The sequence below is a fragment of the Staphylococcus sp. AC872 genome (assembly GCF_979255425.1).
In genome coordinates this window covers 1-15,524 of the sequence record NZ_CEEDKW010000015.1, presented here as the reverse complement: position 1 = coordinate 15,524, position 15,524 = coordinate 1, and the positions used below count along the sequence as shown (strand labels likewise).

Below are 15,524 nucleotides of genomic sequence, written 5' to 3'. Positions count from 1 at the left end.
CAACAAGTGAAGCACCACAAAAAACACCAGCAAAAGAAGAAGCAACAAATGACGATTCAACAAGTGAAGCACCACAAGAAACACCAGCAAAAGAAGAAGCAACAAATGACGATTCAACAAGTGAAGCATCACAAGAAACACCAGCAAAAGAAGAAGCAACAAATGACGATTCAACAAGTGAAGCACCTGATTATGTTGGAGTTAATTCTGATTTTTTAGAAAACTCAACTTTAGAAAATAGCGATGACGAATCATCTAATGACCAAGATAAAGATATTGCTTATGCAACACCTGCAGAAGCAACAGCACCACGTTCTATTGAACCTCGTTCTAGGGTTGCATTAAATGAAGATCAAGCACAAAAGCAGGGTAAAAATGTTAATGATTTAATTACAGTAACTAATCAGTCAATTACTGAAGGTGGGAGAGAAGATGGTATAATCAGTGCTCATGATGGTGAAAGCATCACTTATACTACTGATTTTAAAATCGATAATGATGTAACATCTGGAGATACCATGACTGTAAAATATGATCCTCGAACTGCTCCGTCTGATTTAACAGATGATCATATACCAGTTGATATTATGGACCCATCGGGAGAAGTTATTGCAAGAGGGTCATTTGATGATACTAATAAAACATCCACTTATACTTTTACAGATTACGTTGATAAATATGAAAATGTAAATGCAAAATTAATTATGAATTCTTTTATTGATAAAAAAGAAGTACCAAATGAAGAAACAGTAGATTTAACGTTTGCAACAGCAAATGAACCAATAAGTAAAACGTTTAATGTTAGTTATCAACGACCTATTGTTGAACGTGCGTCGAATATTCAATCTATTTTCAGCCATTTAAATTTAGACAATAACACTGTAGAACAAACAGTTTACGTGAATCCACTTAGTTTAAATGCTCAAAATGCTAAAGTTTTAATTAGAGGCGCGGGCGTGTATGATGATGGTGGATTTTTCAATGGTGAAGGTAGCACTATTATAGACAATAACACTGATATTAAAGTATATAAGGCTAAACCAGGACAAAGATTACCACAAAATAATAGAATTTATGATTATAGCCAATATGAAGATGTAACAAATCAAGTGAATATTGATAAAAATTATTCTAATAATCAAGCTATGGTTGATTTTGGGAACATAAATTCACCTTATATCATCAAGGTGGAAAGTAAATATACACCGGGAGCAGAGGATAGTTTAGCAATACAACAAGGTGTTAGAATGACAACATCTAATAATGGTATTCTATCTTATGCTGGTTATACGAATAGTATTATTAGTACTAATGACCAAGGTGGAGGTATTGGAGAAGAGGCCCCTGAAAAAACATATAAAATAGGTGATTACGTCTGGGAAGATGTTGACAAAGATGGTATTCAAGGTACAGATGAAAAAGAAAAACCAATCAGTAATGTGCTAGTAACATTAACTTACCCAGATGGCACTTCGAAATCAGTGAGAACAGACGAAAATGGCCATTACGAATTTGATAATTTATATGATGGTGAGACATATCAAGTTTCATTTGAAACCCCTGACGGCTATGAACCAACTAAAGTCAATGCTGGAAATAATGGTGAATTGGATTCTAATGGTAATAATGTTTCAGTAACTATTAATGGATCAGATGATATGACATTAGACAGTGGTTTCTACAAAACGCCAAAATATAGTATAGGTGACTATGTATGGTTAGATAGCAATAAAGATGGTGTACAAGGTGAAGAAGAAAACGGTATTTCGGGAGTAACAGTAACGTTAAAAGATAAAGAGGGCAAAACTTTACAAACTACACAAACTGATGAAAAAGGTAAGTACCGTTTTGATAATTTGGATAGTGGAGATTATAAAGTAGTATTTGAAAAACCGGAAGGCTTAACACAAACTTCTACTAATTCTACTAATTCGGATAAAGATGCTGATGGTGAAGAAGTAGATGTAACTATTACAGATCATGATGACTTTAGTATAGATAACGGTTACTTTGAAGACGATACAGACGCTGACGCTGATGCCGACGCTGATGCTGATGCCGATGCCGACGCTGATGCAGACGCTGACGCAGATGCCGACGCCGATGCCGACGCCGATGCCGACGCCGACGCCGATGCCGACGCTGATGCCGATGCCGACGCTGACGCAGATGCCGACGCTGACGCAGATGCAGACGCAGATGCTGATGCCGATGCCGACGCCGACGCTGACGCAGATGCAGACGCAGATGCCGACGCCGACGCTGACGCCGATGCAGATGCCGACGCTGATGCTGATGCCGATGCCGACGCCGACGCTGACGCAGATGCAGACGCAGATGCCGATGCAGACGCAGATGCCGACGCCGACGCTGATGCAGACGCTGATGCCGACGCAGATGCAGACGCAGATGCAGACGCAGACGCCGATGCAGACGCAGACGCAGATGCAGACGCCGACGCTGACGCTGACGCAGATGCCGACGCCGATGCCGATGCCGATGCAGATGCAGACGCAGATGCAGACGCAGATGCAGACGCAGATGCCGACGCTGATGCCGACGCTGATGCCGATGCAGACGCAGATGCTGACGCCGATGCAGACGCCGACGCTGACGCTGACGCTGACGCCGATGCAGATGCCGACGCAGATGCTGATGCCGATGCCGATGCAGACGCCGATGCAGACGCTGACGCAGATGCCGACGCTGATGCTGATGCCGATGCCGATGCAGACGCCGATGCAGACGCTGACGCAGATGCAGACGCAGATGCCGACGCTGACGCTGATGCCGACGCAGACGCAGACGCAGATGCCGACGCCGATGCAGACGCAGATGCCGACGCCGACGCCGATGCAGACGCTGACGCTGATGCTGATGCCGATGCAGACGCCGATGCAGACGCTGATAATGAAAAGCTACCTGATACTGGTAATAATTCACACAACGGTACGTTATTTGGTTCATTATTTGCAGCACTTGGAGCGCTATTGTTAGGTAAACGTCGTAAAAATGATAATAAAGAGCAATAATTTATCTATTTTAAAATATTTGAAATAGTTAAGGCCAGGCCATTATGGTCCTGGCCTTTTTTGATAATATAGGGAAAATCATACTTTAAATGATATTTAATAAAAAAATTGAATTAGAATATAAATTTGAAGATGAAGTGACCATTTGTAGAGACATTTATAAGGTTAGCGATAGCAATAGTGAAAATGGAAAGAATTATATTTATAATCAATCACAAAAATATTGGGTTATTAATTTTAAAAAGGGAGAGTTTAATTTTTTAAAGAAGAAAACAAAATTTAGAAAAAGTAGTTAAGTTGATTGACTTATCGGTATGCTTTTAGACTTTATAAAAAAATAGTTATAATTAAAAAACACCCGTCCATACGGGTGTTTTTAATTGGTTCTGTTGCATATTTAATTTTATAGTATAATTTTAACAAAAAGGAGTCTTTTGTATGAACTATTTCAGATATAAACAATTTGATAAGGATGTTATTACTGTAGCCGTTGGCTACTACTTAAGATATGCATTAAGTTATCGTGATATATCTGAAATATTAAGAGAGCGTGGCGTGAACGTTCATCACTCAACGATCTATCGATGGGTTCAAGAATATGCTCCTATTTTGTATCAAATTTGGAAGAAAAAGAATAACAAAGCGTATTATAAGTGGCGCATTGATGAGACATATATCAAAATCAAAGGAAAATGGTGTTATTTGTATCGTGCCATTGATGCAGATGGTCATACATTAGATATTTGGTTACGTAAGAAACGAGATAATCAATCAGCATATGCGTTTATTAAAAGACTTATTAAACAGTTTGGTAAACCTCAAACAATTATTACAGATCAAGCACCTTCAATGAAGGTGGCCATGTCTAAGTTGAGGAAAGATTTTAAACTCAAATCTAATTGTCATTGTACATCTAAGTATCTTAATAACCTCATTGAACAAGATCATCGTCATATTAAGATGAAGAAGACAAGCTATCGAAGTATTAATACGGCAAAGAACACGCTCAAAGGCATTGAATGTATTTATGGATTATATAAAAGGAACCGTATGTCTCTTCAGATCTACGGATTTTCTCCTTGCCACGAAATTAGTTACATGTTAGTCAGTTAAGCGAAGACTGACACAATAAAATGGTGATTAGCTATATTTTTCTAACTTTGCAACAGAACCTTTTATTCTCTATTGGTATGTATCTTGTGGTATTTGGTCTAAAAAATGTGGGCATCACAACGCTTCTTGGTGATGTACTAACAAATATTTCAAATTACGGCTTATTTAGTAGTATCATGGGCATGGGCTTTATAGCTGCATTCCTTTCATCCATTATGAACAACATGCCAACTGTTTTAATAGATGCAATAGCGATTGGTCAATCTCAAACAACAAGCATACTCAAGGAAGGCATGATTTATGCGAATGTTATCGGATCTGATTTAGGACCTAAAATAACACCAATTGGTTCGTTAGCAACACTTCTCTGGTTACATGTGCTTACTCAAAAAGGTGTCAAAATTTCTTGGGGACAATACTTTAAAATCGGTATTATTATAACGATTCCGGTATTATTTATCACACTGTTAGGGTTATATCTAACACTTATTATTTTCTAAAAAAAGAGGAAACTATTTATGGATAAAAAAACAATTTATTTTATATGTACAGGTAATTCATGCCGTAGCCAAATGGCTGAAGGCTGGGGTAAAAAAATCTTAGGAGATGAATGGCAAGTATATTCTGGCGGTATTGAGGCACACGGTGTAAATCCAAAAGCAATAGAAGCTATGAAAGAAGTTGGAATTGATATATCAAATCATGCTTCTAATTTAATTGACAAAAATATACTAAACCAATCTGATTTAGTAGTAACTCTATGTAGCGATGCTGATCAAAACTGTCCTGTATTGCCGCCTAATGTAAAGAAGGAACATTGGGGATTTGACGATCCTGCTGGCAAACCTTGGTCAGAATTCCAACGTGTTAGAGATGAAATCAAAGCAGCCATTGACTCATTTAAGGCTAGATAAATTTTAAGCGTCTCAATATCATTGAGACGCTTTTTAATAGACTTTTTATTATAAAATAACTTCAAAATATCAACTTAATAATTGCAACGACGATTAAAATACATATTATCGTTTTTTGAATATAGTCAGGTATTTTCTGACCCATTTTCATACCTAGAGGCGTAAATAGTATACTACCTAAAATTAACGGTATTGCACTATTGATAGGAATATACCCCTGTAATAATTTAATCATAAATGCTCCAATAGAAGAAATGAATGCAATTACAATACTATTTGTAACCACCATGTTCATTGGTAATTTAAATATAACAAGTAGTACTGGAATAATAATAAATGCGCCACCAGCTCCTACAATACCAGATACCAAACCGATGATACCACCTATTGTAATTAAAAGTAGACGATTAAACTTAATATGACTAGTAGATGGTGTAACTTTTATAAACATTAGAATAAGAGCTAGTAATGCAATAATAATATAAACCGTATTAACAAACTGAACATTTATTAAATTCGCTAAGATTGCACCTAGCATACTACCTATTACCATTCCACTTCCCATATTAAGTATAAGCGTTCTAGAAAAATTTTTATTTTTATATGCGTTTAAAGATCCACTCAATGTACTAAAAAAAACCTGACTTGAAGTTAATCCTGAAGCAATATAAGCACTATAAGTAGGTAAACCAAATAATGGTGGTAATAATAAGAGAGCTGGGTAAATAACAATGGCTCCCCCTATACCGACTAATCCAGAAATAAATCCTCCTAAGATACCAATAACTAACATTACTATAATTGTTGTTATACTTATCATTTACTTTTTATCAATAATTCAACTGCTTCATTAATTAGTGCCTGAGAATCTTCACTATTTTCTTCAGACATTTTGACGCATTCTACTAAGTTTTCACTAATGATAATACCCATTAACCGTTGAATAGAACTTTTAGAGGCACTTAATTGACTAATGACGTCTTTACAATTTTTTTCTTCCTCCATCATTTTAATGACTCCATTAAGCTGTCCTTGTATGCGATGAATACGATTAATCATCTTTTTATTATATTCCAATATATTTCACTCCACATTCATTTTTAATAATTACATCATATTGATTAAATTTTAGTTTGTCAAATACCCCCGTAGGTATTTGACAAACTATCTAATTCGTTATAATATACCCCCATAGGTATTTAAAAGGAGGTAATTATGTCACAATATAAAACGAAACACATTAATGATTTCACTAAAAAAGAATTACAAGAATTGGGTTCTAAGGGTCAATTAATTGACGTTCGACAGCCTGAAGAATTTGAATTAGGACACATTAAAAATGCTTTATTACATTCAGTTGAAAATATAGAGACTTTTAAACAAAGCAAAAATAAAACTTACTATATCTATTGTAAAAGTGGTAATAGAAGTAGAAAAGCCAGTCAATTTCTTGCACAACGTGGATACGATGTGGTGAATTTAGACGGAGGTTATACCGCATACGAACAACAACATCATAATGATAATTTATCTAAAGTAAAAGAAGATAGAGAAATTAAAGATAATCGTAAGATGTTCAATTATAGTAATCTACAATGTCCAGGACCTATTGTTAATATTAGTAAAGAAATCAAAAACATCGCTATTGGTGATCAAATAGAAGTTGTTGTGACTGATCACGGATTTTTAAATGATATTAAAAGTTGGGTCAAACAAACTGGACATACACTTGTTAGACTCAATGATTCTGGTAATGAAATTCGCGCTATTATTCAAAAAGAAGAAAATAAAAATATAGAAGTGACACACACGAAAAGTGGAACAACGATTGTTTTATTTAGCGGCGAGCTAGATAAAGCAGTTGCAGCAATGATTATTGCTAATGGTGCTAAAGCCGCAGGGAGAGATGTAACCATTTTTTGCACATTTTGGGGCTTAAATGCACTTAAAAAAATTCAAAGTCAACGTATTAAGAAAAAAGGTATTGCAAAACTTTTTGACTTCATGCTTCCAAATTCACCAATTAACATGCCTATTTCTAAAATGAATATGTTTGGTTTAGGCAATCTAATGATGCGTTATGTCATGAAAAAGAAAAATGTCGATACTTTACCTTCTCTTATTGATCAAGCAGTTGAGCAAGGTGTTAAACTTATCGCTTGTACAATGAGTATGGATGTGATGGGCATTACAAAAGAAGAATTACGCGATGATGTAGAATACGGTGGCGTAGGTGCATATATTGGATATACAGAACAAGCTAATCACAATTTATTTATATAATTAGAAAGGAATGATATTATGTTTTTTAAACAATTTTATGATAAACATTTATCTCAAGCATCTTATTTAATCGGTTGTCAAAAAACTGGAGAAGCCATGATTATTGATCCTATTCGTGACTTATCTTCATATATTCGAGTTGCTGATGAAGAAGGTTTAACCATTACTCATGCAGCTGAAACACATATACATGCAGATTTTGCTTCAGGAATTAGAGATGTTGCTATAAAGTTAAATGCTAATATCTATGTATCAGGTGAAAGTGATGACACATTAGGTTATAAAAATATGCCTAACCACACTCATTTTGTTCAACATAATGACGATATTTATGTAGGAAATATAAAATTAAAAGTGCTTCATACACCTGGTCACACGCCAGAAAGTATAAGTTTTTTACTTACTGACGAAGGTGCTGGAGCACAAGTTTCAATGGGACTATTCAGTGGTGATTTTATTTTTGTAGGAGATATCGGTAGACCTGATTTACTAGAAAAAGCGGTTAAAGTAGAAGGATCATCTGAAATAGGCGCTAAACAAATGTTTAAATCGATTAAAAGTATTAAAGACTTGCCAGACTACATTCAAATTTGGCCTGGCCATGGCGCTGGTAGTCCTTGTGGTAAATCTTTAGGTGCTATTCCAACATCTACGCTTGGCTATGAAAAACAAACGAACTGGGCTTTTTTTGAAAATAACGAAGCTACCTTTATCGATAAACTCATTTCTGATCAACCTGCACCACCACATCATTTTGCACAAATGAAAAAAATTAATCAATTCGGTATGAATTTATATCAACCTTATACGGTTTATCCAACTACAAATACAAACAGATTAACTTTTGATCTCCGCAGTAAGGAGGCTTATCATGGTGGACATATTGAAGGTACAATCAATATTCCATATGATAAAAATTTCATCAATCAAATTGGCTGGTATCTAAACTATGATCAAGAAATTAACTTGATTGGAGACTATCACCTTATTTCAAAAGCAACACACACCTTACAACTCATTGGATACGATGATGTTGCTGGATATCAATTACCTCAATCTAAGATTCAAACACGTTCCATTCATAGTGAAGACATTACAGGTAACGAATCACATATATTAGATGTACGTAATGATAATGAATGGAATAATGGCCACTTATCTCAAGCGGTTCATGTACCACACAGCAAACTTTTAGAAACAGATTTACCTTTCAATAAAAACGATGTTATTTATGTACACTGTCAGTCTGGCATTAGAAGTTCGATAGCTATTGGTATTTTAGAACATAAAGGTTATCACAACATTATTAATGTAAATGAAGGTTACAAAGATATACACCTTTCTTAATATTTATACTAATGAAGAAGGACTATAAGTAGTTAGATATAGCTTATAGTCCCTTTTTATATTATTGGATACATATCTATTTAAAAATCATTTATGTATCCTCGCTTTATATCATTTAATAAATATTTTACATAGTGCATACCTTTTTTGTTTATTGATGTGTTCAAAAAACATAACAGCAATTCTTATAAACCTCATATGTTCTGATACGTTCAAAATTCCTTTATGATGCGGTTTATCGTATAAAAGTTAATTACATATTGTTGCATTCACTATGATTATCGTCATTTATAAGTAATATATTCAATGTTTCTATTACGCCATCTCTATCATTATTAATTGAAATTAAATTTGCTTTACTTTTAAGTTCTGGATAAGCGTTGTCCATAGCAACTTTGTATCGTGCATGCTCAAATAAAGGAACATCATTTAAACCATCACTTAATACAATCGTTTGTTCACTACTTATATTTAATAAATTTTGTAAAAAACGAATCATTTTTCCTTTATCAACGTCTTTAGCTACTGCTTCGATAGCAGCTTGACTATGTTTACGTAAATATTCAATACGATAGTCATAATGAATATGTCCATAACAATGAATCGTCTAGTCTTAAATGATTCGTTTAATCAATGATACTTGTTCGCCAACTACAGTAAAACGATTACTAATTTTCAATCTTCTCATTTCATGTAATCGTTATAGTTACAAATTGAGTCGGATGTCAAAGTTTAAAGTCGGTAAATAAAAAATGCCCTATCATTCAAACTTTCAAATCTCAATGATAGGGTCAGTATAAACAGTTGTATTAATTATATTCATCTTCAATATCGCCAACGATTTCTTCAAGAATATTTTCTAAAGTAATGATACCTTTGAAATCAGCATTATCATAAACTGCAGCAATATGAACTTTTTTCTTTTTCATTATTTCCAAAATGTGCTTCAATGGCGTATTCAGTTTAACGTTGATAATTGGATTAACAAATGTCGCTAACTTAGATGGCTGATCCACATTAAATAATGATTTGGAATGGATAAAACCAACAATTTGATCATCTTTAATAGCTGGATATCTTGTAAATGCATCTACTTTAATTTGTTGAATCGCATCATCAAAACGCGTATTTAAATTGAGTGTTTTGACATGTTCTGGATCGATCATAATATCTTTTGCGACTAAATTATCGAATTTAAATGCTTGATTAATATGGTGTAACTCACTGTCATTAATTTCGCCACCTTCATGGCTATCTTGAATTAATTGTTTCAATTCTTCTTCAGAGTGGAATACCTCACTCTCTTTAGCTGGTTTCATGTTGAACATTTTCAAGATTAATCGTGCTGCACCATTTAATAGCCAAATAAATGGATACATTATTTTATAGAAAAAGATGATTGGCTTCGCAAAGAGTAATGTAATATACTCAGCTTTTTGAATCGCAATGGTCTTAGGCGCCATCTCACCTACAACTACATGTAAAAATGTCGCGATAACAAACGCACCACCAATAGTAAATGGATGTATCCATGCTTCAGGAATACCTATACTACTGAATAGTGGGTTTAGAATAAATTCAAATGTGGATTCCCCGACCATACCAATACCTAAAGCGGTAATGGTAATACCTAATTGACAGGCAGCTAAGTATTCGTCAAGATGATCGACAACTTTTTTAGCAGAGATTGCTTTCTTCTCTCCTGCATTAAACAATTGTGCAATTCTTGTTTCTCTGACTTTCACGATAGCAAACTCTGTCGCTACGAAAAATGCCGTTAGGACTAATAATAATATAAAAGTAATCAGACTAAATAGGGTCCCCAAATATGTTCTTCCAAAATAAAAAATATAGACTTACTATTATATGAATTGTATCAACGTTTTTTATATAATCAAAATATTTAAATTTTAAATACTAATATAAATAGTACTATCTACTAGAACAAGACAAACAAGCTGAATTCCCACATTATAATACTGATATGACTGCTAATGTGTTACAGACAATGTTCAAAGATATTGAAGAATTAGAGAAATAGCAATTGAAATCACTGTATCTAACGATTATCAATCGTATTGATATAAGGATAGATGAATATCATAAAAATTAATTTTACATCATCCTCAAATTGGATAACGCTTTTAATAAACAACTATTTAATAACCATCCACTCGACGAAGTGCTCCTCAGCACTTCGTCTTTATTTTTGCCGCAAACTATATATATAACTATTGAATAAACAATGACTATTCTGTTATTCTTTCATTTATTTTATCTAACCAATTTTAGAATTCTCTTTATCAATTTCAATAACACTTATCTAATGAAACAGCCATTGTCGTAATTATTTTCATAACTACACGAAGCTTATATTGAAATTGCTAAAGAACATCCCACGATAATTTTTTACCGGGAAAGGAATGGGATTTGCAAATTCGAAGAAGCAGAAGGATTGTACAAGCACAATCCCAAAATCCCGTTATTCTTTATAAATAAATAATATATATAAGGAAGCAGAGACCCAATCCTATCATCAATACTTATAAATAATGAGTTGATTGTTCGTCAAAATGGGTGGGATTCCGGGATTTCCTTGTTACACCAACGTTTATCACGAGTTTTTATATAGAATTTTCTCATATTGTCAACGGGATTCTTAATAAATGACAAATCAAATATATCGATTTATATGTTACTCAAATATAGTATATTTATTTTTATTATCGTTATATACAAAATCAATGAATATTATATACTAAAAATTAATATTAAAAATATAGTCACTGCTACATAAATATAGTATTTACAATTAATAAGATTCATTAAATACCAAAAATTTAAATTTACCCTTTAAATAACTCTTGTTTTTTGTATAATTATTGTATGTAACAAAAATAAATATAAGGGAGTTATTTAATATGTTTGTTTTAGCTACATCTTTATCAAGCCAAGTGAATCTTGACTGGCGGACATATATCATGCTTGCAGTATATTTTCTAATTTTACTTGTTATTGGATATTATGGTTATAAGCAGGCAACCGGAGATTTAAGAGAATATATGCTTGGTGGAAGAAATATAGGACCTTACGTTACTGCATTATCTGCTGGAGCTTCAGATATGAGTGGTTGGATGATTATGGGGTTACCTGGAGAGGTTTATACAACAGGTTTATCAGCAGCTTGGTTAGCTATTGGGTTAACTATCGGAGCTTATGTTAACTACATACTTGTAGCACCAAGACTTCGTGTGTACACTGAAAAAGCGAATGACTCAATCACATTACCTAACTATTTTACACATCGCCTTAATGATAATTCTAATATTATTAAAATTATCTCTGGTGGTATTATTGTTGTATTCTTTACACTATATACTCACTCGGGTATGGTTTCAGGTGGTAAATTATTTAATAGTGCGTTTGGTCTAGATTATCATACTGGTCTTATTGTAGTTTCGGTGATTGTTATTGCTTATACATTCTTTGGGGGGTATTTAGCAGTATCATTAACTGACTTCTTTCAAGGTGTAGTTATGTTAATTGCGATGGTTATGGTACCTATTGTAGCCATGATGCAGCTCGGAGGGATTGATGCTTTTTCTCAAGCAGCAAATTTAAAACCGACTAATTTAGATTTATTTAAAGGGACAACTATTGTGGGAATTATTTCTTTCTTTGCTTGGGGATTAGGTTACTTTGGTCAACCGCATATTATAGTACGATTCATGTCAATCAAATCTGTTAGTCAATTAAAAACTGCCAGAAGATTTGGTATTAGTTGGATGGCTATTAGTTTAATAGGTGCTGTATGTGTAGGGTTGATAGGTATTGCTTTTGTTCAAGATAGAGGAGTTAAATTAAATGATCCAGAAACACTTTTTATTTTAATGGGCCAAATTTTATTCCATCCATTGGTTGGTGGTTTCCTTCTTGCAGCAATTTTAGCAGCTATTATGAGCACAATCTCCTCACAACTACTTGTTACTTCTAGTTCACTTACAGAGGATTTCTATAAATTAATTAGAGGCGAAGAAGCTGCAAAAAAACATAAAAAAGAGTTTTTATTAGTAGGTCGATTATCTGTTCTTATTATAGCAATTATATCTATTATAATCGCATGGACTCCAAATGATACTATACTTAATCTTGTTGGTAATGCATGGGCTGGATTTGGTGCAGCATTTGGTCCACTGGTATTACTATCTCTCTATTGGAAGGGATTAAGTCGTACAGGAGCTATTTTTGGTATGATATCAGGATCAGTTGTAGTCATTATTTGGATTGTTTTTGTGAAACCATTAGGAGAATATATTGACTTCTTTAATTTATATGAAATTATTCCTGGATTTTTAACAAGTTTAATTGTGACTTATATCGTAAGTCTTATAACTAAAAAACCGAATAGAGATGTTGAAAAAGAATTAGAAGAAGTTAAAAAACTTGTAAAAGAAAAATAACATTTTATCATTTAAAGAGGTAGAACAAGAAATCGTGGTTCTATCTCTTATTTTTTTATTTACAAATTTCATTTTATTGAAGTATATAGTTTTTATCAATTTCAATAACACTTATCTAATATGGTAGCAAATTGGCATTACCTATCTACTACTACACGAGGCTTATATTGAAATTGCTAAAAAACATCCCACAATGAGTTTTTATGTACTGAAACCCAAAAGTTGTACTTTGGTTAAGTATATAATTTCAAAGGTTTGTCTTCTATGATTTTTAGGAGACAAGCCTTTTAATTCTTTCATTATATTGATGAATGGATTGTTTCCATTGGTCAAAATGTTGAAATCGATTGCCATAAAACATTTCTTGTTTTAGTAATCCAAAGAAATTTTCCATTAATGCATTATCTAAACAATTACCTTTTCTGGACATGCTTTGAAAAATATTGTTATCTTTTAGGCATTTTACATATTTATCGTGTTGATAATGTCATCCTTGGTCTGAATGTATTGTTGAACGATAGTTTATTTTAGGCTTTTGATTAATGAGCGCTTGAAGTGGTGTCATGACTATATCTAAGGTAGATCCATCAGACATAGTAAAACTAATGATTTCTGAACTATATACATCCATAAACGTTGATAAATATAATTTTTGATCATTTTTTAGTTTGAACTCTGTAATGTCGGGCACTATTTTTTGATAAAGTCGGTCAGTTTTAAATCGACGTTTGATTAAATTATTCGCAACTTTTCCAATTTTACCTTTATAGGCTTTATATGGTTCTGTTTCAAAGTTGATTTTATAGTATAATTTTAACAAAAAGGAGCCTTCTGTATGAATTATTTAAGATATAAACAATTCGATAAGGATGTTATTACTGTAGCCGTTGGCTACTACCTAAGATATGTATTAAGTTATCGTGATATATCTGAAATACTAAGAGAACGTGGTGTGAACGTTCATCACTCAACAGCCTACCGTTGGGTTCAAGAATATGCCCCGATTTTGTATCAAATCTGGAAGAAAAAGCATAAAAAAAGTGTATTATAGGTGGCGTATTGATGAGAAATACATCAAAATAAAAGGAAAATGGTGTTATTTATATCGTGCGATTGAGGCAGATGGTCATAAACTAGATATTTGGTTACGCAAAAAGTGAGATAATCACTCAGCATATGCGTTTATAAAACGCCTCGTTAAACAGTTTGGCAAACCTCAAATAGTGATTACAAATCAAGCACTTTCAACGAAGATGGCCATGGCTAAAGTAATTCAAGCGTTTAAATTGAACTCTAACTGTCATTGTACATCTAAATATCTCAATAACCTCATTGAACAAGATATCAAAGTATCAATACAGCAAAAAATACAATCAAAGGGATTGAATGTATTTACGCTCTATACAAAAAGAACCGTAGGTCTCTTCAGATCTACGGATTTTCACCGTTCCACGAAATTAGACATATGTTAGCCAGTTAAGGGAACAACGACATGATAAAGTGGTAATTAGCTATATTTTTCTAACTTTGCAACAGAACCTATAAAAGCTATTATTGATGAAGTTTTAGAGAGATTTTTAGAAAATAATAAATATTAATATTTTACTATAAAGTGAGAGTGTGTCATTACAATTTAAGTTAATGATACACTCTTACTTTATATAAGCATCATGAAAATGGGAGTTATTCTTATCAAAGGAATGATATTTTAATATAGAATAATAAAATTAATTAAAATAAAAATTTAATTATTTTTAGATAAGAAGTGTGAGTAAAATAAAAACGTAGTTAAAATAATTTTATATAAAAAAAACAAAATTTTTTAATGTAAATATTGAGTTAAATTTAATTGTTTTTAGAAAGTGATAGTGATAGTATTAGGGTACTAAAAAACAAAAATTTTCAGTCAAATGGGTAATATTACAGTTAAAACTTTCAATTAATGGAGGAAATTATGACAAAAAAAATCAAACGGTTTAAAGAAAATTTTAAAGAAGAAAAAGCAAGAGTGAGATTGTATAAATCAGGAAAAAATTGGGTTAAAGCAGGAATTAGAGAAATTCAACTTATGAAAGTTATGGGTCTACCTTTTGCAGGACAAAAAGTAGCTGTAGGAAAAGATTTGAATTCACAAAATTCAAGCTTCAAGAAGAATGCTCTAAAAACGTCAGCTGTAGTAGGCGGAGCGTTCACTTTCAACATGTTAAATAATCATGAAGCATTTGCTGCATCAGAAACGCCTGTAACATCTGAAATAAGTTCCAATAGCACTACTGTAGGTGATCAAACATCTACTAAAGAAAGCAAAGATAGTGCTGCAAGTACAGAAAGCAAGGACAGTGCTGCAAGTACAGAAAGCAAGGACAGTGCTGCAA

General features: G+C 33.1%; 12 protein-coding genes and 5 pseudogenes. 11 read left to right on the top strand and 6 right to left on the bottom strand.

Annotation, left to right across the window (positions count from 1 at the left end; all coding sequences use genetic code 11):
• Positions 1-131: 131 nt before the first annotated feature.
• The 5 genes and pseudogenes from ACZ267_RS12570 to arsC all read left to right on the top strand — a co-directional run.
• Positions 132-2,348 (top strand): annotated as a pseudogene (locus ACZ267_RS12570) (SdrD B-like domain-containing protein); the annotation flags it as partial.
• A gap of 612 nt (positions 2,349-2,960) precedes the next feature.
• Positions 2,961-3,032, top strand: a pseudogene (locus ACZ267_RS12565) (hypothetical protein); the annotation flags it as partial.
• Between the two features lie 438 nt (positions 3,033-3,470).
• Positions 3,471-4,145: an IS6 family transposase gene (locus ACZ267_RS12560; RefSeq protein WP_015387312.1), complete on the top strand. Its 675-nt coding sequence runs from the start codon at positions 3,471-3,473 to the stop codon at positions 4,143-4,145.
• 59 nt (positions 4,146-4,204) lie between these two features.
• Positions 4,205-4,645 (top strand): annotated as a pseudogene (locus ACZ267_RS12555) (ArsB/NhaD family transporter); the annotation flags it as partial.
• Between the two features lie 18 nt (positions 4,646-4,663).
• Entirely contained in the window at positions 4,664-5,059 is a 396-nt protein-coding gene (arsC, locus tag ACZ267_RS12550; protein WP_015387314.1) for an arsenate reductase (thioredoxin), read from the top strand.
• Positions 5,060-5,120: 61 nt separating this feature from the next.
• On the opposite strand, the gene ACZ267_RS12545 is transcribed toward arsC, so the two are convergent.
• Positions 5,121-5,879: a sulfite exporter TauE/SafE family protein gene (locus ACZ267_RS12545; RefSeq protein ID WP_002473148.1), complete on the bottom strand. Its 759-nt coding sequence runs from the start codon at positions 5,877-5,879 to the stop codon at positions 5,121-5,123.
• Positions 5,876-6,136: a persulfide-sensing transcriptional repressor CstR gene (gene cstR, locus ACZ267_RS12540; RefSeq protein WP_000456194.1), complete on the bottom strand. Its 261-nt coding sequence runs from the start codon at positions 6,134-6,136 to the stop codon at positions 5,876-5,878. Before cstR ends, ACZ267_RS12545 begins: the two co-directional genes overlap by 4 nt.
• Positions 6,137-6,274: 138 nt before the next feature.
• Between cstR and ACZ267_RS12535 the strand changes: the two genes are divergently transcribed.
• Positions 6,275-7,342, top strand: coding sequence for a DsrE/DsrF/DrsH-like family protein (locus ACZ267_RS12535; RefSeq protein WP_015387315.1), 1,068 nt, complete (start codon positions 6,275-6,277; stop codon positions 7,340-7,342).
• An 18-nt stretch (positions 7,343-7,360) separates the two neighbouring features.
• Positions 7,361-8,689 carry a persulfide dioxygenase-sulfurtransferase CstB gene (gene cstB / locus ACZ267_RS12530; RefSeq protein ID WP_015387316.1) on the top strand — a complete coding sequence of 443 codons (1,329 nt, stop codon included), beginning with the start codon at positions 7,361-7,363 and terminating at the stop codon, positions 8,687-8,689.
• 253 nt (positions 8,690-8,942) lie between these two features.
• Here the strand turns inward: cstB and ACZ267_RS12525 are convergent, their stop codons facing one another.
• Entirely contained in the window at positions 8,943-9,257 is a 315-nt protein-coding gene (locus ACZ267_RS12525; protein ID WP_399564367.1) for an HAD family hydrolase, read from the bottom strand.
• A gap of 241 nt (positions 9,258-9,498) precedes the next feature.
• Positions 9,499-10,515 (bottom strand): hemolysin family protein, encoded by a 1,017-nt coding sequence (locus ACZ267_RS12520; protein WP_041786899.1) that lies wholly within the window; start codon positions 10,513-10,515, stop codon positions 9,499-9,501.
• Between the two features lie 173 nt (positions 10,516-10,688).
• Here ACZ267_RS12520 and ACZ267_RS12515 point away from each other — a divergent pair.
• Together ACZ267_RS12515 and putP are read left to right on the top strand one after the other, a co-directional pair.
• Positions 10,689-10,931 (top strand): annotated as a pseudogene (locus ACZ267_RS12515) (cassette chromosome recombinase CcrB); the annotation flags it as partial.
• 679 nt (positions 10,932-11,610) lie between these two features.
• Positions 11,611-13,149 (top strand): sodium/proline symporter PutP, encoded by a 1,539-nt coding sequence (putP, locus tag ACZ267_RS12510; RefSeq protein ID WP_019236147.1) that lies wholly within the window; start codon positions 11,611-11,613, stop codon positions 13,147-13,149.
• A gap of 271 nt (positions 13,150-13,420) precedes the next feature.
• Here putP and ACZ267_RS12505 read toward each other — a convergent pair whose 3' ends face one another.
• Both ACZ267_RS12505 and ACZ267_RS12500 read right to left on the bottom strand, forming a co-directional pair.
• Positions 13,421-13,543: an IS3 family transposase gene (locus tag ACZ267_RS12505; RefSeq protein WP_369012296.1), complete on the bottom strand. Its 123-nt coding sequence runs from the start codon at positions 13,541-13,543 to the stop codon at positions 13,421-13,423.
• A 93-nt stretch (positions 13,544-13,636) separates the two neighbouring features.
• Complete coding sequence (locus tag ACZ267_RS12500; RefSeq protein ID WP_081047979.1) at positions 13,637-13,969, bottom strand: DDE-type integrase/transposase/recombinase; 333 nt, start codon at positions 13,967-13,969, stop codon at positions 13,637-13,639.
• A 15-nt stretch (positions 13,970-13,984) separates the two neighbouring features.
• Here ACZ267_RS12500 and ACZ267_RS12495 point away from each other — a divergent pair.
• Positions 13,985-14,629 (top strand): annotated as a pseudogene (locus ACZ267_RS12495) (IS6 family transposase).
• Between the two features lie 474 nt (positions 14,630-15,103).
• A partial coding sequence (locus ACZ267_RS12490; RefSeq protein ID WP_463680329.1) for a KxYKxGKxW signal peptide domain-containing protein occupies positions 15,104-15,524 on the top strand: 421 nt, incomplete at its 3' end.

Bases quoted from the DNA above. Each gene is read 5' to 3' on its own strand.
- cstB (WP_015387316.1), top strand. From the start codon at position 7,361: ATGTTTTTTAAACAATTTTATGATAAACATTTATCTCAAGCATCTTAT.
- arsC (WP_015387314.1), top strand. From the start codon at position 4,664: ATGGATAAAAAAACAATTTATTTTATATGTACAGGTAATTCATGCCGT.
- ACZ267_RS12560 (WP_015387312.1), top strand. From the start codon at position 3,471: ATGAACTATTTCAGATATAAACAATTTGATAAGGATGTTATTACTGTA.
- ACZ267_RS12535 (WP_015387315.1), top strand. From the start codon at position 6,275: ATGTCACAATATAAAACGAAACACATTAATGATTTCACTAAAAAAGAA.
- putP (WP_019236147.1), top strand. From the start codon at position 11,611: ATGTTTGTTTTAGCTACATCTTTATCAAGCCAAGTGAATCTTGACTGG.
- ACZ267_RS12505 (WP_369012296.1), bottom strand. From the start codon at position 13,543: ATGGAAAATTTCTTTGGATTACTAAAACAAGAAATGTTTTATGGCAAT.
- ACZ267_RS12545 (WP_002473148.1), bottom strand. From the start codon at position 5,879: ATGATAAGTATAACAACAATTATAGTAATGTTAGTTATTGGTATCTTA.